Origin of the sequence: Yoonia sp. R2-816, assembly GCF_046762905.1 — a bacterium.
Lineage (GTDB): Bacteria > Pseudomonadota > Alphaproteobacteria > Rhodobacterales > Rhodobacteraceae > Yoonia.
In genome coordinates, this window is sequence record NZ_JBKQXN010000335.1 from 1 (window position 1) to 22,750 (window position 22,750).

A 22,750-nucleotide genomic window follows, 5' to 3' on the forward strand; every position below is an offset into this window, starting at 1 on the left:
CCGCACCTTCAAATATAATTCCACGGTGAATATCCCCAAGCCCTCCCATCAAGTGAAAGGGCCAAAGTGGCCGACTTTTAAGCCGCCCGCGACAACACAACGCCGCCGCTACCGTGGCCGAGTATTGCTCCGCCGATTACAGTTTCAGTCGCTGTCAGTTTGGACAACCGCACTGATTATGGGGCTACAAGTGCTGTTGATTAAGGAGAGCGAGCCCGGTCGTCCAACTTGGGATCCACTCTAGTCGCGTCGGCAGAAGCAGACTTCCATCATGACATTTCAATCGCTCAGCAGGAGTAGGCTATGACAACGCAGAACACAGCTGACATCATTCCGAACGCAACCATACGGCTTGCAGGCAATGCGTCTGTCTCCAAACCCAACAGCGACGAAACTATAAAGATTGGATCAGTCCTCGAGACAAATGAAGGAGCGCTTCTCCTTTGGTTGCACTCCTACCCAGCTCATACGCAAACAATAGAAATTACCCTAGAAGACGATTTCGGTACAGAAAAAAACGAAGTGGGGGTTCTGATCGACCATCTTCAATGGACACCAGAGTTCGCAATTGGTGAAGTCACTATCAATGGCAGAACGGCTGAAGTGACGCTGTTCGGGATACCCGTCTTCTCAGCTACGCTCCTTCTTAAACCTCCAGCCCGGAATCGCTTCCAGACTGTTCGATCAGCAATACCTTTGACGCCTCCGTAACTTGCACTACAGCGCATCACGACGTGACCAATGTCAGTTTTGGGCCGTACTCGATGTGTCTGGCGTGTTGCCAACTACGGTTGCTGCGCTGCCTCCGAGGTCGACATTGAGCCCAACTTGCATCAGTTCTGCATTGCGGCGAAGGTCAATGCCCCAGCAAATGCCGGGGAACCCTGCCCTATACTACGTCCGGTAAACCGGACTACGTGCAGAACTCAGATGCTCCTTTCTCGCTGATCCAATATGGGTGGTCTTGTCTCACTGAGTCCCGACAACCCATTTGGCTCATGCGGAAAGAAACACCGTCGATCTGCCCATAAAGGGTGACGGATAGTTTGACAGACCTTGTATGAAGCTGGGTGCTATTGGAAAAATAAAGCACTCGTGATGCGCGACGCCACCCAATGGGCGGCTTTGCTTGTTTTCGGATCGTCGGGCGGCCGACGATTTTCCTTAGCAGATTCATTCTGGCTCCCAACCGCGCGAGCGCGGTCCTCCTCTGCGTTCCGGCCCTGCGGGTGTCCACCAGCCTGAATCAGCACGGGTCATCTTTCACCGGCTCCCTCTGTGTCTAACCGTCCAGCCCCACTTCCCCTCTCCCGCGTCCAGGCTGAGCACAATCCAAAAAAGAGAAAAGACGGCTGTGCCGTCCTACGATCCCAAAAGGGATCGGAAAGTGGTCTCCTGCCGTCCGGTCGGAGGCAAGGCAACAAGAAGCTATGGCTCCCTTCACTAGCGCTTTCCAACAAAACTAGTCGCGCGACGCCTCAGTGGCGCTCTGAGCATTCAAGACAGCCTTTGAAAGGAACAGAACCATGACCAAGCAACAATCGATCAAGACAGACGACGCCAGCGTCGTGATCCTGCAAATCCCACTGGAGATGCTTTCCATCTCCGATCTCAACCCACGCAGGGCCGTTTCCGATGCCCATATCGCAAACCTCGCTGACAGCATTGAGCGCTTTGGCCTCATTCATAACCTTGCAGGCCTCATGGATGAGGACGGAAAGGTGGGGATTGTAGCAGGCGGGTGTCGCCTTCGGGCCATAAAAGTGATTGCGGAGCGGTCCAAAGACCACCCTTTCGCGACTGTACCTGTCAAGCTTGCTGCTGACGCCGCCGAGGCCGAGGATTGGGCCAGTGCAGAGAATGCGGCGCGTGAGGATATGACCCCCGCCGATGAAATCCGCGCCTTCGGACGCATGAAGTCGCGCGGGGCCACTGCCCCCGAAATCGCTCTGGCCTTTGCTGTGACCGAAGCGCGTGTCTATCAGCGTCTGGCCCTTGCGGGCCTGCCCGCGCCGGTGTTGGACGCACTGGCAGATGGTGAAATCAGTCTTGGCACCGCCAAGGCTTTCACGCTCTCTGATGATGAGGCACTCACCTTAAGCATTCTGGACCAAGTGAAGGGACAAGCCATCTCCGAGAGTGCAATCAAGAACGCGCTGCATCCCGATGCAATCAGGGCCAGCGACCGCCGCGCTAGGTTTGTCGGAGTCGACGCCTATGAGGCCGAGGGCGGTGCGGTCACGCGCGATCTGTTTTCTGAAGAGGTCTTCCTCGCCTCCCCTGCCCTTCTGGATCAACTCTTTGCCGAGAAGCTAGACACTGCATGTGCTGATCTCATTGAGGCGCAAGGTTGGGCATGGGCCGAGACCCGCAGCGAGGCTTGGTTGAACTACTATGATCTCGATCAAATGAAACTGGCCCGTATTTACCCCATCGAAGGCGAACTGACCGAGGCGGAGGCCGAGGAATATGACGAATTGGCGGAACTGGCCAACGGCGGCGTGCTGGATGAAGCGGGAGAGGCACGGCTGTCCACATTGCAGGCCATCCTCGACGGTGACTATTCTACAGATCAAAGAGCCCACGCAGGCTGTATCATTCTTGTAAATGGTTCCGGCAAATTGGAAGTAACCGCAGGCTTGGTACGACCCGAAGACAAAAAAGCAGCCGTTGAAGCAGGCGTTCTGCAAGCGCCGCAAACGTCAAAAACGGATACGCCGAAATCCCCCTACTCGCAGAAACTCATCACCGACATGCAGGCGATCCGACTTGCGTCGGTCCAAGCTGCCCTGCTGGCGAAGCCAGAACTTGTCTTGGACCTGTTGGGTTTTGGTCTATCGGACGTCTCAGGCAGTTTTGAGAGCGTCTTTGGCATCCGACTAGACCGCCCGACCAATGCGCCAAGCGTTGAAGATGGATTCTCCCGCGAGCCGCGCTTAGATCACGGGATGGACGTGAGTGAATCCTGGCAGCAAGGAACGCGTGTAGAGAATCTCTCCGCGGCGTTTGTCACCTTCCGTGAGAGCGGGAAGAAGACTCGTAACGCCAAAATCACTGAGGCGATCACACGCACCCTGCCCTACCAAGCTGGCGATCCAGCATTCTTCAATTTGATCGCGGACGAAGCAGGCGCAGATATCCGAAAGCATTGGACCCCGACCGCAGAGAACTTCTTTGCGCGGGTTTCGGCAACCTATCTTATTGATCTGATGTGTGAATTCCTTGATTGCGATTCCCGTGACGACCGCGTCGCTGGCTTCGCCAAGCTCAAGAAGGCCGAAAAAGCTGAGAAGATGGAAATGCTGGTGAGCGATCCCACCACGCAAAAGCTGATGGGCCTGACGCCGGAGCAGAAAGCCAAGCTCGACAAATGGGTGCCTGGCTGCTTTTAACGGTTTCGTCGCGGGAAGAACCAAATGGCTCCGCCTTGGCGGGGCCATTTCATTAAGTCGATGGCACACGACCTGCCTGCAATTTGTCAGGCGGAGAGGCAGACGGATAAGCCCCCTGCCCGTCGAGGAAATAGCGCTGCTACAAAATTCGGAGAAATTGATTTGATCCGCAAAAGCTGGCCTTCGTAGGGAATGGAGAGATTGTCTGGATTAAGCCCTATCTTTCTACCAGCTGGAGTTCGCAGGTGTTCAATTGCACGTCTTTAGGAAGTAGCTGACACGTATGCTGTCGGTGGATCGGCTGTTTCGTTGCTGTGGTCCTTGTTGATAGTGCGCATGGGCCTCTGTCACATTACCTGCCAGACTTACCAGATCATGGATGATCATTTAGTCTCCCAGATTTTGGATGGGCCTTAGTTCCGTTCCAAGCTATTGAGGTTTTCGAACATCGTGTGCCGTGATGGTCCGATCAGACCGCAGCCGCTGTCTCTTGTCCTTTGAACAGGTTTTCGGGTCGCATCATGTTCACTCGCGCGGCCTGCACAAACAGCATCCAAGGACTTCTGCCGCTGCACTCATGACACGGACGAGGGTGTTAACAGCTGTTAACTGCGTCTGCCTTGTCATACATCTTGATCGGGCAGGCTGCCCGGTCACTACCTGTTGATATTTTTCTTGACTTAACAGCGTGAATCACTGCTTAACTGTTTCAAGTTGCGCAAATAAGCAATATTGAGCGGGAAAAGAGCAACCATGTTTCAGACAGCACCGATTTCGGCCGCGTCCCAATCCGATGTCACCGAACAAATGGCAGCACGGTTGAAGACGGCTTTGACCACACATTTAGAGCAAGTCTATGCGCCGGATCAACGCAAGTCTTTGCGGCTGTTCAGCGCCACCGAGACGGCTGATCTGTTGGGCGTGTCCGGGCAATTCCTGCGTAAGTGCCACAGTGATGGATCCCTGCCAGAGCCTGCTGTCAACAAAGGTGGTCGTCGGTCCTATTCGGGGGATGAAATCTGGGCGATGCGTCAGGCGCTTGAGGCTGGATCGCGCAGTCCTGGCAAGTATGTACCCGGACGCCGCGAAGGCGATAAGCTGCAGGTCATCCAACTGATGAACTTCAAGGGCGGCTCGGCCAAGTCGACGGCGACGATCCATCTTTGTCACTACCTTGCATTAAGTGGCTACCGCGTATTGGCCATCGATCTGGACCCTCAGGGCAGCCTGACAGGGTTTTGTGGTTTACAGACCGAATTGGAATTTGACGGACCAACGATCTATGACGCGCTGCGTTACGAAGACCCCCTGCCCTTGTCGGATGTCATCGTTGATACGTATTTCCCCGGCCTTGATCTGGCCCCTGCCCGTTTGATCCTGAGCGAGTTTGAGACAGAAACAGCCGTAAACGCGGGGCGTGGAGCTGCGTTTTTTGAGCGCCTGTCAAATGCGCTTGCGCCTGTCGAAGGCAATTATGACATCGTAATCATCGACAGCCCCCCTGCACTTGGCTTTTTGACGTTGACGGGTTTGTTTGCCGCAACATCCGTGTTGGTGCCAATGACGCCAAGCATGCTTGATCTGGCGTCGACCCAGCAGTTCATTGAGATGACATCGGCTTATCTTGGTGTCATCGAAGATACTGGCGTGCGCATGGACCATGACTTCTTCAGTTTTCTGATTACCCGTGACGACCCAAGCGATATTCCCAGCCAGCAGATTGTATCCCTGATGCGTGCGTTGTTTCAGGAACGGATCATACCCTCGACCGCGCTGCGCAGTACCGCCATTGCGGATGCGTCGATGCTGAAAATGTCGATCTACGAAGTTGCCCGTGCCGACATGACCCGCAGCACTTATGACCGCGCAAGGTCCAGTATGGATTCAGTAGGATCTGATATTGCAAACTTGGTGCAGCAAGCATGGGGGCGTAGCTGATGGCACTGAACAAGAATAAGACTGGGATCATGGCGGCGATTTCCGCAGCAACCGAAGGCGAGGCCCCGATCAGCCAGAACCGCGCGCATCGCTCATTGCCAAAGGGCACTGTGGGATCGGTCAGGGCCGGTCTGGGGGGGATTCAAGAGATTGATACCGCGTTGATCCTGCCTTGGGGTCCGCAGGACAGGTTGAAGTTAACAGCTGTTAACAGCGCCAACGAAGATGTCCTTGACCTTGTGGAAAGCATTAAACAAAGCGGCCAACAAGTGCCTGTCTTGTTGCGACCAGCGGGCAAACACGATGGCAAGTTCGAGGTCGTTTATGGCCGGCGGCGTATTCTGGCGTGCCAGCAACTTGGCGTGCCTGTCAAAGCGCTGATCCGTACCTTGGACGATAGCGAAGCCTTGATTGCCAAAGGGCTTGAGAATGCCAGCCGTCAGGACCTGAGCTTTTATGAACGAGCGCGTTTTGCGCTAGCCATTCTTGATCAGGGGCATTCGCGTGACCAGGCGCAGCAGGCTTTGTCGATCAGCAAGAACACATTGTCCCAATTGGAACGTGTGGCGCGGTTGATCCCGGACCGCGTGGGTGAGGCGATTGGTCCGGCCCATGGGGCAGGGCGTCCTAAATGGATGACACTTGCCGCAGCGTTTGAGGGTGGGGCGATGACAAAGACCGACGCAATGAAAGTCTTGCATGGTCTATCGGACGACGCCGGTTCAGATGCGCGGTTGCAAGCCGTGCTTGGCAGTTTGAACAAACGTGGGCCGAAAAACGCACGTCCTGTGCAGCGCGCGCCGGTGGATGGTGCCCTTGTGAAATCCACAAAGTCATCCGTGACGGTGACCATTAAGCGGGCAGGGGACACGACAGCATTTGCAGATTGGTTTGATGAAAACATCGACCGTCTGATCACAGAATCCTATCGATCATTTCGAAACGGATCGGAGGGTAAGGGCAGTTAACACCTGTTAACCGCCGTATTGAGGACATGAGTAGACAAGGAGGATAACGCAAAAAGAAACCCTCGAAACCGGAGTTCCGAGGGCTGCAACGCCCAGATAAAATCCAAGGCGCAGATTGTCTTCGCACTTCAATCTTAGCAGTCCCCGAATCACCGCACAACAAAAAACGCCTTTGGGCGAACGGGTATCTGTAGCGTTTTGATAAGTATGGATGAATCGATGAATTCGCCCTACGGGGCAACTGGGCCCAATGGGTCCCAGACCAACCGTGCTACGCCAAATGGATGGCGGCGCGTCTCGCGTGCACTTCTGGAAGCGGAGGAACTGGCCAACAGGGGCACTGGGGTAGCTGTCGACAAGGGCAGGGCATTCGTGGCGGTCAAACGCGTGGGTGCTCACATCGGCTTGAAAGCCGGTGACATGATGCTCCTCGACACGCTTGGGGCCTTCACACAGGCCCAGGACTGGGAAGAGGGGCAGCGTCCGATCGTCTGGGCGTCGAACGCCTATCTGATGGAGCAGACAGGCTTCTCGCTGTCGGCCCTCAAACGCCACGCACGACGTCTGGCCGAGAGTGGCGTGATTTCCTTCAAAGACAGCCCCAACGGCAAGCGTTGGGGGCGTAGGGATGCAGATGGCGTTATCGTCGAAGCCTATGGCTTTGATCTGTCGCCACTGTCAGCCCGAGTCGATGAGTTTGAACAGTTGCATGCCGCACTGCAGGTCGAGCGCGCGCTCTGCCAGCGGCTCAAGCGCCAGATCACGGTTGCACGCCGCATGATCCGCGCCCGGATCGAAGCGGCCATCAGCGGGACGCTGAGAGGCCCTTGGACGCAGTTTACCGCGCTCTTCGAGGAGCTTCTGGGCCGTCTGCCACGCCGCAATGTCGCCTCAGAGACGCTTGAACGGCTCTTGGCCTGGTTCAGCGAACTCCAGGTGCGTGTCGAGGCGGCCTATCTCAAAGCAACTGCGGCAGTGGACATTGTGGAAAACATCTCTGAGACTAGTGCACAAATCACTAAACAGACTCAAGAAATGAACCCCAGGGAGGTCATTTCCGACCCTCATATACTAATTACAAACCAACTTCATCCTGTAACCTGTAAGTCCTCTGAAACAGAGAACGCGGCGGACGTGGTGCCCAATGCGCTGCCGGAAAAGCAAGTGGATAGGGAGTTGGAAGAGTGGGTGGCCGAAACGCGCAAAAAACGTGGTGCGGCGCTCGACTTGCCCACGGTGATGCAGGCCTGTCCTGAATTCGCGTCCTGGGCCCGCTATATGGGCGGGTATCTGAAGGATTGGGGCGATCTGCACCGGGTTGCGGGGCAACTCAGGCCGATGATCGGCATCTCAGAACACGCCTGGGACCTCGCACAGGAGCGGCTTGGGCCGCAGATCGCGACGGCGGCGCTTGTTCTGGTGTTTGACAAGCATGCGGCGGGCGAAGTGGCGTCTCCGGGCGGATATCTGCGGGGTATGGTCGAGAAGGCCGGGGCAGGGGAGTTGCATTTGGAGCGCAGCTTCTATGGCCGGTTGAGCGGGCAGGCGGCGTGATGCCTATCTGTCAGATTACCGTGCCTACAGGCCGGCAGCTTTGGTCAGGTTCACCCGGAACCGGTCGCGGCGACGCTGGTAGCGGCGGGTCATTTCGGCCGAGGCGTGCCCGAGCTGCTTCTGGACGTAGCGCTCGTCGACATCTGCAGAGCTGGCCAGACCAGCGCGCAGGCTATGACCCGAGAACAGGGCGAGGCGGTCTTTTTCGGGCAGGTCTGACTGGATGCCGCTCTTCAGAACGGTGGTCTTGATGAGACGCGCCACATGTTTGTCGCTGAGCCGGGCGTCCAGCGCCGTTTTGCCATCGCGCGTCGTGCGAACGAATACCGGGCCGAAGTCGATCCTTGCAAAGTGCAGCCATTGCTCAATCGCATGCACGGGGCAGGTCTGGTCCGAGGATCCCCGGCCGATCTCGACCTCGCGCCACCCGGTTTTGGCATTCAGGGTGAGCACGGCGCCGTCGTCGAGGATCTCGATCCACCCACCCGACTCAATCGTGTCGTCTTTGCCAACATCCAGGCTGACGATCTCGGAACGGCGCAGGCCGCCCGCATATCCCAGAAGCAAGATGGCGCGATCGCGCAGCCCACGGAGGTCGAAGTCGAGTGTGGCTACCATGGCGAGGATGTCTTCGGGCAGGATCGCTTCCTTCTGTACTTGTGGACGCACGTGCTTGCGTTTGATACCCGCGAGCACGGTTGCGATATGACGGTTTTTGCGATCAAGCGTGAAGCCGCGCTGCGCGTAGTTCCAAGTCAGGCCAGAGAGGCGGCGATCAATCGTGCTCACCGAGAGGGGTCGGGACGCCGACTGCGATGGGGCGCCATTCGTCGGTGCGGCCAGGTCGGTCAGATAAAGTCCGATCATCTCGGGCGACGGGGGCAGGGGCTCGGTCCCCCTCAGCCTGCACCAACGCGCAAAATGTTTCCAGTCCGCCGCATAGGCCTTGATCGTGTTCTCGGCGGTCGCGGCTTTGGCATAGTCGCGGGCGGTGTCGACCAGCCGGTCAAGCGTGCCGGAGCCGGCGACATGAGCGGGCAAGGCGATCGCATCGTCACCCACACGTTCTCTCTCGTCGCGCGGCGCTTCGTCCGGCGCGTCAAAGGGCGCTGAGATCGATGTCTCGGCCTCCGACGGCTGATTTTCAGGTGTTTTGCTCATGTTTCTCAGCATAGTCTTCTTACGTCCGATAAGGCAAACTTATTGGACATAAAAAAGACCTGTAAGGTGGGGCGGTTTGAGTGGTATTTTCTGGAAGTAAGCGCCGGGCTGAGATAGGGTTGCGGCATGGCATTTCCCCAACCAGACCTTGCTGACGCTCCCGATACACTACCCCGGATGCCGCCGTGGGTCACCTCTGCGCGCGCCGAAACCCTTGAAGATGTGGCGTTTTTGTCAGGATCGGCACTGGCGACGCTGCATCTTGTGGTGGGGCGTGACGACGTCCCCCATGCCTTGTTAAGTGATAGGCTAAGCCTGACCGCGTCAGAGGCGTGCATTCGTATGTTGGGCAGGTCCGAAAGGGCTGGGGAGATCCGGGACGCAGTGCATCTGCTGAGGCCGGGCGATCAGGCAGGGCCGGCGGGCGCGATCTATCTGCAATGGCAGCGCGCGACTGCAAGACCTATCTCGGTGAAGGCGCTGCAGCGTGCCTTACCTTACGCAACTGCTGAACAGATTGCCACGTGGCTGGATATGGGGCGGGGTGGGCCGGTCATGCGCGCCGCGACTGTTCTGGAAACGGTCCTCACTACGCATCCGCGGGAGGAGGTCTTGGCGCTGATCCTGGCGGATGCCGTCTTGGCGCAATCCTTGGGATGGACCCACGTTCTGCCGCTTCTGGCGACCGGTTTAAAATCGCGCGATTTGCGCATGCGTGGTACGGACCTGCAGCTGGCTTGTCATAAAGCGTTGGTCTCCTCGATCGGTGTGGCGCTTCCGGTCGCGGCCGATCTGACCCGCCGGGCGGCTGACCTGCAGGCCGTCATCCCAAAGCTGCGAGCGAAGGGGGCAGCGGACGCGGTCGCGTTATTCCTGTCGAAAGATGCGCTGTCGCCGGCGATCGCTTTGACTGGTCGCACTGGCATGAGTGACCGCGCCGCGCGCCGGTTCTGTGATCGGTTGGTGGGTCTGGGCGTGGTGCGCGAATTGACCGGGCGGGACACGTTCCGGCTGTACGGGGTCTGATATGGCAAAGGACCGGCCTGACGCAGATATCGACCGCGAGCTGGAAGACCTGCCGCATGAACTGCGTTGGCGGGAATGGATGCGCCGGATCGAGGCAGTTCTGTTTGCCAGCGCGTCGCCGGTACCGGGCGAAGACTTGACCCGTGTCGTGGGGCAGGGGGTTTCGGTTGATCTGTTGATTGAAGATCTCATCGCGGATGTGGCCGACCGGCCCTATGAGGTTGCGGCCGTTGCTGGTGCTTGGATGCTGCGCACGCGCGCGACCTATGCTGCTGTGATCCGCGCGGCGGCGGATGTGGGCGGACAGGATCTAGATTTGCGCGAGTTCGACGTCGCCGTTCTGGCTGCCGTGGCCTACAACCAGCCGATTACGCGCGATGGGCTGAAGGACATTTTTGGTAAAGAGATCAGCCGTGACTTGATTGGGCGGCTGCATGCGCGTGACCTTATTGCCACCGGCCCGCGCAGTCCGCGGCGTGGTGCGCCTTATACGTTCGTGACGACGGAGAAATTCCTTGTAGCTTTTGACTTGCAAAGCCTACGGGATCTGCCAGATCGCGAGCAGCTGGACGATGCGGGGGTGGGTGCGGAGTAGGCTGCGGTTCGTGAGTTCCGGTGCATCACGAGAGGTTTGTACTATTTGTTATCGTTTGGCCTGTCCGTTTCTTTCGTTACAAACAGCCTGCAATCAAATCTTGGGCTAGGCTGCATACCTTGAGTTTTTAGGAAGAATTTCATTTCAAAAGGCATGAAACGAAAAATCGGCTCGAAAATTTTCTTGGTGAGTGGCCGTTGTGTGTCAATGGTGTTCAGGTATGGTCCGTCGAGTCTTAACTTTTACGCATGTCACATGCGCGATAGTTGAAATTTCTTGACTCAGGACGTGATTCGATCTAACTATCTCGCATCATAAATGCGCGAAAGTTAGAATTATGCTCTATCTCATCGGTGAAAATCTCGACAAGACCCGCGCTCACTACCAAGCTGAGACGGGGAAAATCGTCCAACTTATGCGCGGCATTTATGTCGATACCGATACCGATGTCGATATCGATGCAATTGTTCTGCGGAATGCAGTGCGGATTGCACATTATCTTTATCCAAAGGCGTATCTCTCGGCAGCCAGCGCCACTCTGCTCGCACCGACGCGAGATGGTCGCTTATTCATAAGCGGGAAACGAAATCAGCGTACTCGGATCAGGTCTCTGGAGATCATCCAGAACGTAGCGCCAGATCAGCCAGCGGTCGCGACTGCCATTGTCGATGACGGGGCAGGGGAGTTCAAAGTCGCCGTCTCGTCGATGCGGCAGCGATTTCTTGAAGCCTTTCGGCAACGCAGCGAGCACGCCAGCGCGATTGATGAAGGGATGCGGACCGAGATCGCCGCGCGTCTTATTGAAGAATACGGCAGCCCGTCTGCTGCAGCGGATGCGGTTTGGGCGCTAGCGCGCGAAAACAAATGGTACCGCGAGGGGGAGCAGACAGAGCGATATTTGTTGCGTTCTGCTGTTGCGGTGGATGTTCGCAACGAAGCAGCACTTACGTTCTCGGTTGCTTGGCATGGGCAAATCGTCGGTCAGCTGGGTCATGACGGTTTTGAATGGCGTTGGCAGCCACAAGACAATTTCAATTTGCCGCTCGTGCAGCAGCGGGTTCCTGGCAGGCTACCCCCCTTCATCCTCTCACTGTTGCCCGAAGGATGGCTGGAGAAGGTTCTCAAAGACAATGACGAGCGTGCGGTTCTGCGCTCGGGCAAACGATATATGTCCAACATTACGATCAGCGAAGACGCAGCTGAGCTCGCATCGCTCCCCGTAGACATGCTGTCTGTGTCGTTGTCCCGACATGCCCGCGACGGTGTGTTTACCGGAAACTATGCGGGTCCGGGGCGCGGAAAGCTTGAAGCAGATTTCGAGGCCGGGCTGGCGCGCCTTTATGAGAGGCCGGACACACCGCGCCTGTCTGGCGTTCAGATCAAGGCGCCAATGTATTTGGCGCAGGATGGCCAATTGTCGCCGAGCGCGGGCTTGCCGTTCACTCACATTTTGAAGCCGGCGGGAACTAGCGGATTTCAGGCGCTTCCCGTGATCGAGTATCTTGCCATGACTCTTGGCCGTGCTTCAGGGTTGGCGGCACCCGACATTGCTTTGGTAGCAATGCCGGATGACATGCCCCCTGCTTTACTGGTCGAGCGCTTTGATATTCGCACATCGCCCGAGGATGAACGCCGCTTTGCTTTGGAGGATCTGTGTTCGGTCCTCGATCTGCCCCCCGATGCGAAGTATGATGGAACAATCGAGAGGATAACGCGTGCAGTTCGACCGCTGTCGACATCTGCCGGGGAAGATATTCAGTTGGTCATCAAGCGCGCCTTATTCGCTTGGTTGATCGGCGACGGCGATATGCACCTGAAGAATTTGGCGCTTCTAAAGACTGCCGGCCCTGTTGCGGATCGCTTCAGCACAATTCGCCTCGCGCCGCTCTATGATGCGGTCACGACGCGGGTGTTCCCGAGTCTTGAACATGATCGCATGGCCCTGAAACTGAACGGCAAAGATGATCGCTTGCGGCGTCGTGATTTCATGCAGGTGGCGGCGATCGCCGGCTTGGCTACCACCGGTGTAGGCGAAGAGATTGACCATTTTTTGCAGCGCTTCACCGAAGCTATAGACATCGTTTCTGTGCCTGATCTTCCCGGTATGGACCGTGACATCCAGGAGCGAGCAGAGGCGATGGTTGCCATTTGCAGGGAGCGGGCTGCGGCCTTCACCTAAATATAGCGACTTTGTACGTCGGTAAATCAAAGCGAAAACGCTGAATCAAAAAGGGAAATGTCACTTGGCACTTAATTGTAAGATTGCGGTAGTTTTTGAAGGACTGGGCAGTTAATTTGAAACCAAGAAGGCCTTCAGTCTCAAGTTAGCTGCATCTGGCAGGGGTCCGGCAGTCCGAACGCCGGGTTGCTCAGATGGTCGATCTCGTCGGCAAGTGGGGCGGTCATGGCAGTTCGGCATCAATTCAACTTCGGAGTATCAATCTCAGTTAAAGTGCTAAGTTACAAACGTCAGTCTCAAGTTAACTGCCCAGTCTCATATTAGGTGCTCGCGCAAGCCGCTGAAATCATTGAAGGCGCGGTCTCAGATTTAAGTGCCAAGTGACAAGGGGGTCAGGTTTGAATGCCGATAGGGGGTCAATGTTCAATGCCGATTGACAGTGGTTTCCTTTGATGGTTTGGTTTGCACCTCCATCAAAACGGACAACCATCATCTCCATCAAGAGATGTGCCGTCCCCATTTCAGCTTGCTGAGAAGGGGGCGGTGTCAGATCACATCGAGACTAATTCAGCTATGTCTGCCAGCTTCCGATTGACACGTCCGAGTACACAAGCCGAGTTCTGGTTTCCTCAGGTTGCACGACCGACGCGCGCGCAGATCGGTTCAAGCATCGCCCAGATATCATCGACGACGTCCGCGAGGCTCATGCCTTCGATCTCGGTGGCTTCGGAGTAGGCGCGCCACTGAGCAGACTTTGTTGTGTCGGCGGCGAATACCTCGGACAAGCCTGGCGGTCGGTTCTTCGGCACTTCCGTTTGTCGTCGCTCAAAGGTTTTCTCAATGCTGGTCCGCAATTCGTCCATATTGAGATCGACGGCCTTCGGCAGTGCCCAAAGGTCATAGTAATCCTTCATCCGACCATTGATGATACCGAGTGCCACGATGGCCTGGAATTTCTCTGCGATAACCGTTTCGGGGGAATAGGCGCGCACCGATGCGGACGGAAAGTCGAGCAGTGAGCCATAGTCGAGTGTGTAGTCGGGATCTCCTAGCGCGTCTCCGAACCCGACATCGATCGTGATCGGGATCCGCGTCTTTTCGAGAAAGGCAGTCGTCTTCAGGCGTATGCCGCCGTAGACCTGATCGTCCCTGATCGGTGCTGCCGTAAGGTTGGCGTCGTCAAAGATCAGGCCGTCTTCTGCGTCGTTTGCCAGAATATCGGCGATGGCGGCCTTCAGGGTTTCCTCGTCCTCAGCGCCGAACGACAGGAAGTCCACGTCCCGCGTAAACCGGCCTGTGTCCTTGGTCCAAAGGGTTACAAGCATACCGCCTTTGAGGACGAAGCGGTCGCGATGTGCAGATATGGACAGGCGGTAGATGAGTCGCTCCAAGCCAAAGGCCACCAGTACGATGTCGAAGGCCTGCTCTTCCTCTCGCGCAAGGTTCAGAAGCCTTTGGCGCACCGATGCCGCGATGTTCTTAGGTGTGTCAGCCATTTGACGTCACCGCCTCGAGGTAGGGGCGCATCTGGTTCCAGGCGCCGTAGGTCTGCGCAGCCTCAGCAATCTCTGACGGTGTGGCCTTACGCTGTTCAACCGCGGCCTTCAGCGCCTCGATAGCGACGGATCGATCGACAAGGCGCTGGTTCCGGAATGCGTCGGCAAGCGTCTTGGGAACGGTATACATCCTGAGCGCTGTCCCTCCCACCAGGCGCTCCTCGATGCCGCCCGAGAAATAGGGTTCGCGGAACCGGACGGTTCGGATCTTTGGATATGTGATCTTCGGCTCCCAGTCTTTGGCGCCAATCGCGATCCAGACACGACGCGGCAGTTGATCGGTTAGGCCGTGGTAGGCTAGGACCGACGTGAGGCAGATCGCGGCCTTGGGCGCGCGCTTGGCGACTTCAATGAGAGTTTCGTGCGCATCGGGCGCGCTGCTAGGCAGGCCGTAAAGACCCCGGCCAAGCCGTAGGACTTCGCCAGACAGCACCGAGCGTGAGATCGTTGCGGCTGAGACACCAATATCCTCAAGATCCCGTGCGCGCGCTGGCGCATGGGATTGCAGGTATTCAAGGAGGCGTTGCCTCTGTGTCGGATCGCTTGCCACTGATGAGTAACCTCGGACAACTTCGCGTTTCGTCCGAGGTTTTCTAACACGGCTTATTGGCGACTGCCAAGTTCGATCTAGTAGCTAGGTGTTCAGTCCCGGCATCTGGTGGATCGGATTTAAGATGAATCGATCTGGCTCAGAAGTCCAGATTTTGCAGATGTATTCGTAAGGTGTGAGGCCGCTGAGCGTTTTGAGGCGACGCGCATAATTGTAGGCATCCAAGAAGTCGCCGAGATGGATACGCAGTTGGTCGTGGTTCTCATAGTGGTAGCGTCTGACGGTCGCGTCCTTGATTGTGCGGTTCATGCGCTCGACCTGGCCATTCGTCCAAGGATGGTTTGGCTTGGTTAGGCGATGCTCAATGCCATTTGCCTCGCAAATCATGTCAAACCGCATGGGCCGAGAATATGCGGTGTTCCGGTTGCGTGGTTGCTCACAAAACTGGATGCCGTTGTCCGTCAATATTGTGTGGATCTTGTACGGCACCGCTTCCAACACCGCCTCTAGAAATTCCCATGCAGTCTTGCGATTTGCTTTGTCCACGGGCTGTGCGACGGCAAACTTGCTGGTTCGATCAATGGCTACAAAGAGATACAGCTTGCCTTCATTCGTCCGAAGCTCCGCGATATCGATGTGGAAGTAGCCAATAGGATAGCGTTTGAACTTTTGCCGCTTGGGTTTGTCGCCCTCCATATCTGGCAACCGGGATATGCCATGTCGTTGCAAACAACGATGCAACGAAGAGCGCGTCAGATGTGGGATCGTTGGCTGCAAGGCATAGAGGCAATCATCCAATGGCAGCAGTGTATGACGCCGGAAAGCCACGACCATTGCTTCCTCATCTGTGCTCAGAACCGTAGAACTGGGTTCAGTTGGCCCAGTCTTGCGATCTTCTAGCGTCTCGCGCTTACGCCACTTAGCAACCGTTTTGACATTAATCCCAAGTTCCCGGCTTAGCGCCGCGTTCGTAGCTTGCGATCGCTGTATTGCTGCTCTGACGGCGTGCGTGGTCGTGGCGCTCCCATGACGAACTTGTCCCACAATGCTTCCTACCATTCCAAAGAACAGATCGCACCATCAAACCATGGGACAAAACAACTAGGATAACCCCTTTCTATGTTGAGAGGTTCAGTGGGGCAGGGGGGTCATGATCAATAATATAAGCCTCGGAGCCATCTGATCAGAAGCCAAAAAACGTAGCCGAAAAACACTAGCATCAAGACTAAAAAGCCGAGAAGAAGAAAACCGAGTATTCCGATATTACTCACGATATAAGGTCTCCTCGACCTCTGCTGTCCTAGCACGTAAAAACGAGCCTAAATTCCAAATAAGCCTTAAAAGAACGAAGAAAGCCAAAGGCAACAAGAAAAACGCAAAAACAGCAAAGTAAAGGCCAAGCGACGTATCAAAGGTAGTCATAACAACGATATCCTTACGTTTGAATCAGTGATGGCAGCATTGAAACAAAAAACCCTTTGAGGGTAAAACTATCGTTCAATAGAACAACGCAAAAGAAGACCTAAGGTCGCTGCGCGCGCGGCCTATACTTCTTTGTGTACCTACGCTGAAGTGCAGTTTCTGATATGTCGCCTTATTCCAATCGGTTCTGGATTTCCAACAGCTTGGTTTCGAAGACCTCGGCGGGCGTGTGATAGTCGAGACATTTGCACGGCGTGGAGTTAACGCGGTGGCAAATCGACATCAAATATCGATTTGTCAGCGCCGTCGGTTCGGTCGAGCGGGCAGATACCTCCGCGGCCTGTTGTTCGTGTTCTCGACGGTGCCTTTCTGGTGGGGTGCCTGTGGATCACAAAACCACGCGTCCGCACTGATGCCGTTTCTAAGCCGAGAACTCGGTGCAGCGATCAAAGGTGATCGACCGGCGCGGGTCGGCGGGCGGGGGAGCCAGCCCATGGATCAGAGCCTTCATGATTGGTTTTGACTGGCGATCTTCGTTGCGCATCACCACGGTGAAACAGCTCACATGCTCAACGAGCGATATCACGTTCACCTTCCCATGCTGTTTGCGGAGCATCATCAGGTCGCATTCCCGGTGGCCGAACTCCTCGCGTTCAGAGATGTGCTCAGGCCTATGGGATAGGCTTTGGTTATCAAAGATATGCGTCCGGTTTTACCTGCGGTAGCCACGCGGTCTGCGGCGGCGGCGATATTCGGGCAGGTGGCGATAGAATTGTTCGTCGCGACCGTCCTTGGAGTACTCTGTATCAGTTGACGGCATCTGCGCTGCACGGGAGCCCGCAAAGCATCCGGCAGTACAACGAGCTCCGGCGTCTAGGCGCCGAGAAAAAGCAACACGATATCAACAGGGATGTCGCCACGGCGCAGAGGTTCAAGCGTGCGCAGCAGGCGCTCCATGACCAACATATCGAGGAGCATGGGTGTGAGCCGCTGGCGTTTCCGCATCCCGACGACATCATCATCGATCCGCGTGACGGTGTGCGTGTCATCGGGCCATGTAATCACGATGAATACGTCATGATGCGGAACACGCAGTTGGTCATTGATGCCTGCCTGTGGCAGCACGCCCTTGATCAGCGGGTCATGGGGCGGGGCATGGACGACACGCCTGCAAGCGGCGCCCTGCTCGTTGCGATGTTCCTCGACGAGACCCTGCCGCGCCGGGAACAGATCAGCCCGTCGGACATGGTCTTGATCACGATGCGGCGGGAGGTCATGGCCAAGCGGCAATTGCTCAGGGAAACACGACAAGCCTGGCTTGATGCGGGCTACATCGTCAAGCGCGGCGCAACCATGTGGTCAGAAACCCGCATGAAGCAGATACTCTGCATGCTGCCAGAGGCAATCCGTATCTGTAACAATCCCGATATCGACGAAGAGGAAGAAATGCAGGCGCTGCAGGACATGATCCGCCAGCGGATGGTGGGTGCTACGGATTGAGCCGGGAGGCCAGCTTCACCGTCTTGCGCAAGCGTCGGAGAGCTGATGTGCCGCACAAAGGAATGCATAAGAACTGCGCGCGTGGAAAGCCAACCAAATGAAGCTGCGGCAATACCAGCGGTCAGAGCGCCATATCTTCTGGCGTCTTACCCGCTGCAAGTGCTGCGTTGAACCAGTCCGGTTTGCGTCCCTTGCCAGTCCAGGTCTGCTTCTTGTCATCAGGGTTGGCGTATTTGGGCTTGCCGCGCACGGCTGGCTTCTTGGCCGTCTTGCGTCTGGGTTTTGCGGGTGTATCAGCCGTGCCGGTGATATCGGCAAGCGTAAACCCATGCTTCTTCGCGGCCCGCTCGGCGGCAACAAGTGCGGCCTTCTTATCGCGCGCGGCCACCTTCGCCAGGGCCTTGTCGATATCGGCTTTGAGCTTCTCCAGCTCTTTGCGTGTCAATGATCTCAAATCGGTTTGCATATCATTCTGTCCCAAATCTTGCTCAGCAGGTTAAATGACAGAATGTGAGAGGAAGCAACAGATCTGTCGTCACTTGTGGCGTGTTTGAGAACTCGCTTGATGCAGCAATGCGCAGGAAGCAGGCGTAATTGGGCAGACCCTACACCGAGGTCGAGCTCCCGATAGGATCACAGTGATGCTGTGAGAAAGGGAGACAGAGAATGGAATACTTCGTTGGCTTGGATGTGTCGCTTCGGTCCTGTGCGCTACGCATTGTGGATGGGCGCTGCAAGGTTTGCATGGAAGCTCGGCAGGTCAGCGCCACACTTTCAGCTATGCGAAATAAGACCGACAAAACGGACGCCAGGGGCATTGCGCAGATATTGCGGACCGGGTGGTTCAGCCCCGGGCATATGAAGAGTCGGGAGGCGCACGGTGTGCGGGCACTGCTCAGCAGACGAAAAGCATTGCTGAAAAAGACGATTGACTTGGCTAACGAAGTGCGAGGTTTACTGAAGATCGTTGGCATCCGCCTTCCTCGTTCCATACCACACGGCAACTTTGATCGCCTTGTTCGGCCTATGATTGAGATGGATGACGTGCTCGCACATGCAATAATCCCCCTGCTCGATGAACGCGCAGTTCTATTCCAGCACTATCTCGAACTGGACCGGCGGGTGAAAAGGGCCGCGTCGCAGGATGAGGTTTGCATGCGGATGATGACCGTGCCCGGTGTCGGTCCAATTGCTGCATTGACCCTCAAATCGGCAATTGATTATCCGACCAAGTTCAAAAAGTCTAGAACAGTGGCCGCACATTTTGGACTCACACCGAGGCGGTATCAGTCCGGCGAGTACGACAACCCGGGCCGTATCTCCAAAGCAGGAGATGGAAATGTACGAGCGACTCTCCGTGCGGCGTCTAATGTACTGCTCATGCGGAACATCGGGGCACCGCAGATCAAGTCGTGGGGACTGCGCCTCATGCGAACAAAGGGCAGACGCCGCGCTGTGGTTGCCGTCGCCTGCAAACTTGCTGTTATCCTGCATCGGATGTGGGTCGATGGCACCAATTTCCGTCAAGAACAGGTGGGAGAACAGACATGAAGCCGTAGCCCACCAATTTACCTGACGGGATCGTCCCTCCGGACGAGGTGTGTGGATGAAGCCGAAAATGTCTGCTGCGCAACTTGAAGCGCGTCAGAAAGCGGGGCTCTCCATTGCCAATCCGACACATGCATGCAGCGGCGCCATCAGCAACACCAAAAAAGACTGCGAGGAGAAGCGTGACCCGGATGAGCGACAAAGATCCCAATTAAGAAACGAAAACGAGCTTGACCTAAACCAGCCTGTGCGCCCTGAGGTCCGGGGGTTCACTCAAGAATTGGCCAGACACACACCAGCAGAAGAGCGTTGGATGTGATTGTCCTTCGGTCATTGCTCGTAGAGCTCAATTGAATACTATCCGCTGAGTCCAACACGTTGAAACATAGTCAAAACCTATTATAAAATAGAAACTGGAAATTGGCGCTTTAGCGGGATGTCGTAGAGTATACTTGATACCAAACACTACACAAGGCAGGCGATGTCATGAAGGAAACAGTGCCAATACTGCTGGTGAGCATCGCAGTTTCGGGTTTCGAATTTGCGGTATTCAGCCTCACTCGCTGGTAGGAGGTGGGCGAGATGTCGGATGAACGGACATTTTCGGCAAACCTGAAAAGGATCTCATCCTTAGGAAGCTCGGCAAGCCCAAGTGAAACGGGAAGTCGCTCGTCGCAAAGAAATTGCCAAGCGTCCACATCGTCGCAGCTATCCTCCATGGACATAGGTACCTTTGCAAACGTCAATGCTTCGGGAGTTGTTATCCGAGTTCGTGCCACCAGCCACCATCGTCCGGAAACGTAGTGTGCGTCTAGCTATTCTTCCAGCCCTGGCGTTCATTTTGATGCGGGCGGGACACAATTTCTGCGTGGGAACGAAGGGTAGGAAAGATAGAGTGGATCCGTCGAATGGGATTAGTCAACCGAACAGTAGGGATTTTCGGGGTAACAAAACCAAGATGTTTGGAAAGGTAAAGATGAACATCGGTGGGTGCACCGTTGACGTGATGCCCTACGCCAAAATGGTGACAGCGCATTTGGAGAAAGACGAAAGGATTAGCGCCAGAGCATTGGCCAAGTTTTTCAAGAGACTTGATGGCCAGCCGGCCCATAGCTTCGAAAACCATTTCAAGCTTCATCACCATCGCGTAAATGCCCTGATGGATCGTATGGGCGACTGGATTCGGTTTGATATTCGCATCAAGCAGGCATGTTGTCGAAATGACCTCACCACGAATCCGCATGTGCTCATCTTCGTAAACGAAGCACCTTGTGAACGTACAAGGGCGATGGATTGCAAGATCATGCCCGCCGCAGAGGTTCCGCTGCTTCCTTTTCCAGAATGTCCCCTGGGCCGATGCCGGATTCGTACTTACGTATTGAGCGAACAGGATGTTGCAAGTCTGACGGATTGACATCAACCTGCTTGTCCCCGGCGCACCATGTATTTCAGTGTCTTTATTGGCGACCCGTCCTCAATTAGGCCCAGCTTGGCGCATGATCCCCAAGTAACATAGATTAGCCGCAAATGAGCTTTGGCCGAACTTCTTGATAGAGCACGATGTGTGAACCTTCGGTATAACTTCGTACACCACGCACAACCTCAGTGCGCTCGCGGCCAACTTCGGCCTGCTGGCTATCCAAGCGAAATGATCAAAAACGCTCGGATGTACGGTTCATCTACGTTTAGTCTCATTATTTGAGGGCGCAAGCTCCGATGTCGCCGAGATTGGCTTCTGCGCGTTTGGTCACCCGATACTGGCTGGTCACGAATTGACGCCCTCTCGTCTGCCATCGTCTCTATGGTCGGTGACCTGGCTCCATGATAGCTAATGCCTATTAATGTATAGTATATTGGTATTTTGCAATACGACAACCCGGTCCTAAAATTTTGGTATGGGAGGCGTTGGATGGATGCTTCTCTTTGCCCACCCACCACCACTCACCCCTCCCTCGCCCTCGAGGGGGGGGTAATCTGAATAGAGAGACTTAGGGCCCGGGGCGGGAAGGGGAGTACAGCTTATGCGCTACTATTTTCCAGGTTCAAATTGGGTCGATGTCTTGCGAGGAGAATGTGTAAATATGTGTGTGCATTTTGACATGAAAGCCTTCCCGAGTTTGCGATTAAAAACTACCAATATCCGCAACGAATTCGATCTTTTTCTTGCAGCCCAGGCGGTTTGCCAATTAATCATTTGTATCCGTCACGGCGCCCTGATGAAGACAACAGCGCTGGCTGTCACTAGCTTTGTTTTGACGCTAGGACTGGGGGTGTCCGCCGCTCAGGCGGATATGGCGATGAACCCGAACGAAACACAAGTAACTACCTCCGCAGGTGATGAGACTTTCTATGGCTCCTCGGGCTTTGAGTATCATGGCGGTAAGAGACTGTTGAGTGCGGAAAGGAAAACGGTGCATTTTGTTTCCAGTCTTTTTAGCTTGAAAAGTGGCCGTGCGTTTGAGGCTTCTGGGGAGCAGCAACTTCTAACCAAAAATGGTTTTGTTTTAGACCGCGGCGATGAAGCTGTCGTTCACCGCTACAGCTTCGGTTGGCTTCGCGCCCTCGGCGAGCTTGATCCAGCCAAGATCATGCGCATTGGCGGTGGCAATATCTTTGCCGTAGCCAGCATCCCCACTGAAAAGGATACAATTCTGGTTGAGGTAGGTCGGAGACGCGGGATTGATGGCGTCCTCTTCGGCGATGTGGGTTACTATAGTGAAATTCGCGACCAGGTGGTCCAAAGCGAAGGCTTCAGCATAAGTACCTCGTTCGATTTCTAAGCAATATTGACTAGGGGGGTCAATGGATTGAGCTATGGTGAGGCGCTCGACTGCTTCTCTTTGTTGGAAATCACGAGCCGCCGTCCGGAAAAGGCCGACACAATCCATAGAGCCAATGAAGGTGAAATCCCAATGGAGGGTAAGCGGATCATTAGCCTGTTTTATTGGCGCTGTCCCGCGGTCTAATGATTCGGCCTTTTTTGACAGCCGTGTCGATGAGATCGACACTAGTTTTGGAATGTTGGATTACGTTCTGTTCAGATTTCGATCTGACAGATCGAAATGGCGTCAAATTATTCGGTGGTCCCATCTGAGGTATCAGTACGATACTTGGTTTCGTCTGGGTGATTTTCGATACGTAATTCACGGCATTTGGAGCGTCGGAATTGAATGACCCGATAACATCGAAGCGCCTTTGGCAGTCCGTGGTCATGATGGCCACTAAAGCGTTTCGAATTTAGTTTGAGACATATCCGGCAGCCTTGAAGTAGTTCCAACACTCTGTTGGGTCGTAGAGATCGCAGATTGATCCGATTGCCTCGAAGACCTCTGTGAATGTTCTGGCTCCGATGCGTCGCAGA

General features: G+C 55.5%; 20 protein-coding genes and 2 pseudogenes. 14 read left to right on the plus strand and 8 right to left on the minus strand.

Going from position 1 to position 22,750, the window contains the following annotated elements; all coding sequences use genetic code 11:
- Both ACFWW2_RS25395 and ACFWW2_RS25400 read left to right on the plus strand, forming a co-directional pair.
- The coding region (locus ACFWW2_RS25395; protein WP_393933231.1) for a hypothetical protein at positions 1-244 on the plus strand (244 nt) is incomplete at its 5' end.
- Between the two features lie 59 nt (positions 245-303).
- Entirely contained in the window at positions 304-711 is a 408-nt protein-coding gene (locus ACFWW2_RS25400) for a hypothetical protein (protein WP_393933233.1), read from the plus strand.
- Between the two features lie 767 nt (positions 712-1,478).
- Here ACFWW2_RS25400 and ACFWW2_RS25405 read toward each other — a convergent pair.
- Positions 1,479-1,688: a hypothetical protein gene (locus ACFWW2_RS25405; protein ID WP_393933268.1), complete on the minus strand. Its 210-nt coding sequence runs from the start codon at positions 1,686-1,688 to the stop codon at positions 1,479-1,481.
- On the opposite strand from ACFWW2_RS25405, the gene ACFWW2_RS25410 reads away from it, so the two are divergent.
- The 4 genes from ACFWW2_RS25410 (at position 1,587) to repC (ending at position 7,852) form a co-directional block, all read left to right on the plus strand.
- The gene (locus ACFWW2_RS25410; RefSeq protein ID WP_393933264.1) at positions 1,587-3,392 is read left to right on the plus strand and encodes a ParB/RepB/Spo0J family partition protein; all 1,806 of its coding nucleotides are present in this window, start codon (positions 1,587-1,589) and stop codon (positions 3,390-3,392) included. The two genes, ACFWW2_RS25405 and ACFWW2_RS25410, sit on opposite strands and share 102 nt — an antisense overlap.
- Positions 3,393-4,145: 753 nt before the next feature.
- Positions 4,146-5,330 (plus strand): plasmid partitioning protein RepA, encoded by a 1,185-nt coding sequence (gene repA, locus ACFWW2_RS25415; protein WP_393933235.1) that lies wholly within the window; start codon positions 4,146-4,148, stop codon positions 5,328-5,330.
- Complete coding sequence (gene repB / locus ACFWW2_RS25420) at positions 5,330-6,298, plus strand: plasmid partitioning protein RepB (RefSeq protein WP_393933237.1); 969 nt, start codon at positions 5,330-5,332, stop codon at positions 6,296-6,298. Before repA ends, repB begins: the two co-directional genes overlap by 1 nt.
- 219 nt (positions 6,299-6,517) lie before the next feature.
- Complete coding sequence (repC, locus tag ACFWW2_RS25425) at positions 6,518-7,852, plus strand: plasmid replication protein RepC (RefSeq protein ID WP_393933266.1); 1,335 nt, start codon at positions 6,518-6,520, stop codon at positions 7,850-7,852.
- A gap of 24 nt (positions 7,853-7,876) precedes the next feature.
- Here the strand turns inward: repC and ACFWW2_RS25430 are convergent, their stop codons facing one another.
- Entirely contained in the window at positions 7,877-9,013 is a 1,137-nt protein-coding gene (locus ACFWW2_RS25430; RefSeq protein ID WP_393933239.1) for a tyrosine-type recombinase/integrase, read from the minus strand.
- Between the two features lie 126 nt (positions 9,014-9,139).
- Between ACFWW2_RS25430 and ACFWW2_RS25435 the strand changes: the two genes are divergently transcribed.
- The 3 genes from ACFWW2_RS25435 (at position 9,140) to ACFWW2_RS25445 (ending at position 12,813) form a co-directional block, all read left to right on the plus strand.
- Complete coding sequence (locus tag ACFWW2_RS25435; RefSeq protein WP_393933241.1) at positions 9,140-10,039, plus strand: DUF1403 family protein; 900 nt, start codon at positions 9,140-9,142, stop codon at positions 10,037-10,039.
- Between the two features lies 1 nt (position 10,040).
- Entirely contained in the window at positions 10,041-10,634 is a 594-nt protein-coding gene (gene scpB, locus ACFWW2_RS25440) for an SMC-Scp complex subunit ScpB (RefSeq protein ID WP_393933243.1), read from the plus strand.
- Positions 10,635-10,971: 337 nt separating this feature from the next.
- Positions 10,972-12,813 (plus strand): type II toxin-antitoxin system HipA family toxin, encoded by a 1,842-nt coding sequence (locus tag ACFWW2_RS25445; protein ID WP_393933245.1) that lies wholly within the window; start codon positions 10,972-10,974, stop codon positions 12,811-12,813.
- A gap of 629 nt (positions 12,814-13,442) precedes the next feature.
- On the opposite strand, the gene ACFWW2_RS25450 is transcribed toward ACFWW2_RS25445, so the two are convergent.
- The 4 genes and pseudogenes from ACFWW2_RS25450 to ACFWW2_RS25465 form a co-directional block, all read right to left on the minus strand.
- A complete protein-coding gene (locus ACFWW2_RS25450) occupies positions 13,443-14,309 on the minus strand; it encodes a nucleotidyl transferase AbiEii/AbiGii toxin family protein (RefSeq protein ID WP_393933247.1) in 867 nt (288 codons plus the stop codon).
- Positions 14,302-14,919 (minus strand): type IV toxin-antitoxin system AbiEi family antitoxin domain-containing protein, encoded by a 618-nt coding sequence (locus ACFWW2_RS25455; protein ID WP_393933249.1) that lies wholly within the window; start codon positions 14,917-14,919, stop codon positions 14,302-14,304. Before ACFWW2_RS25455 ends, ACFWW2_RS25450 begins: the two co-directional genes overlap by 8 nt.
- A gap of 84 nt (positions 14,920-15,003) precedes the next feature.
- Entirely contained in the window at positions 15,004-15,963 is a 960-nt protein-coding gene (locus ACFWW2_RS25460) for an IS481 family transposase (RefSeq protein ID WP_393933250.1), read from the minus strand.
- 550 nt (positions 15,964-16,513) lie between these two features.
- Positions 16,514-17,140: pseudogene (locus ACFWW2_RS25465) on the minus strand (IS30 family transposase); the annotation flags it as partial.
- Positions 17,141-17,151: 11 nt separating this feature from the next.
- On the opposite strand from ACFWW2_RS25465, the gene ACFWW2_RS25470 reads away from it, so the two are divergent.
- A complete protein-coding gene (locus ACFWW2_RS25470; protein ID WP_393933252.1) occupies positions 17,152-17,841 on the plus strand; it encodes a hypothetical protein in 690 nt (229 codons plus the stop codon).
- 121 nt (positions 17,842-17,962) lie between these two features.
- On the opposite strand, the gene ACFWW2_RS25475 is transcribed toward ACFWW2_RS25470, so the two are convergent.
- Complete coding sequence (locus ACFWW2_RS25475; RefSeq protein WP_393933254.1) at positions 17,963-18,286, minus strand: H-NS family nucleoid-associated regulatory protein; 324 nt, start codon at positions 18,284-18,286, stop codon at positions 17,963-17,965.
- A 221-nt stretch (positions 18,287-18,507) separates the two neighbouring features.
- Between ACFWW2_RS25475 and ACFWW2_RS25480 the strand changes: the two genes are divergently transcribed.
- The 4 genes from ACFWW2_RS25480 to ACFWW2_RS25495 all read left to right on the plus strand — a co-directional run bounded on the left by ACFWW2_RS25480 (position 18,508) and on the right by ACFWW2_RS25495 (position 22,169).
- Entirely contained in the window at positions 18,508-19,392 is an 885-nt protein-coding gene (locus tag ACFWW2_RS25480) for an IS110 family transposase (protein ID WP_393933256.1), read from the plus strand.
- A gap of 55 nt (positions 19,393-19,447) precedes the next feature.
- Complete coding sequence (locus ACFWW2_RS25485; protein ID WP_393933258.1) at positions 19,448-19,708, plus strand: hypothetical protein; 261 nt, start codon at positions 19,448-19,450, stop codon at positions 19,706-19,708.
- A gap of 657 nt (positions 19,709-20,365) precedes the next feature.
- A complete protein-coding gene (locus ACFWW2_RS25490; protein ID WP_393933260.1) occupies positions 20,366-20,803 on the plus strand; it encodes a hypothetical protein in 438 nt (145 codons plus the stop codon).
- Positions 20,804-21,410: 607 nt separating this feature from the next.
- Positions 21,411-22,169 carry a hypothetical protein gene (locus ACFWW2_RS25495; RefSeq protein WP_393933262.1) on the plus strand — a complete coding sequence of 253 codons (759 nt, stop codon included), beginning with the start codon at positions 21,411-21,413 and terminating at the stop codon, positions 22,167-22,169.
- 457 nt (positions 22,170-22,626) lie between these two features.
- Here the strand turns inward: ACFWW2_RS25495 and ACFWW2_RS25500 are convergent.
- Positions 22,627-22,750 (minus strand): annotated as a pseudogene (locus ACFWW2_RS25500) (IS630 family transposase); the annotation flags it as partial.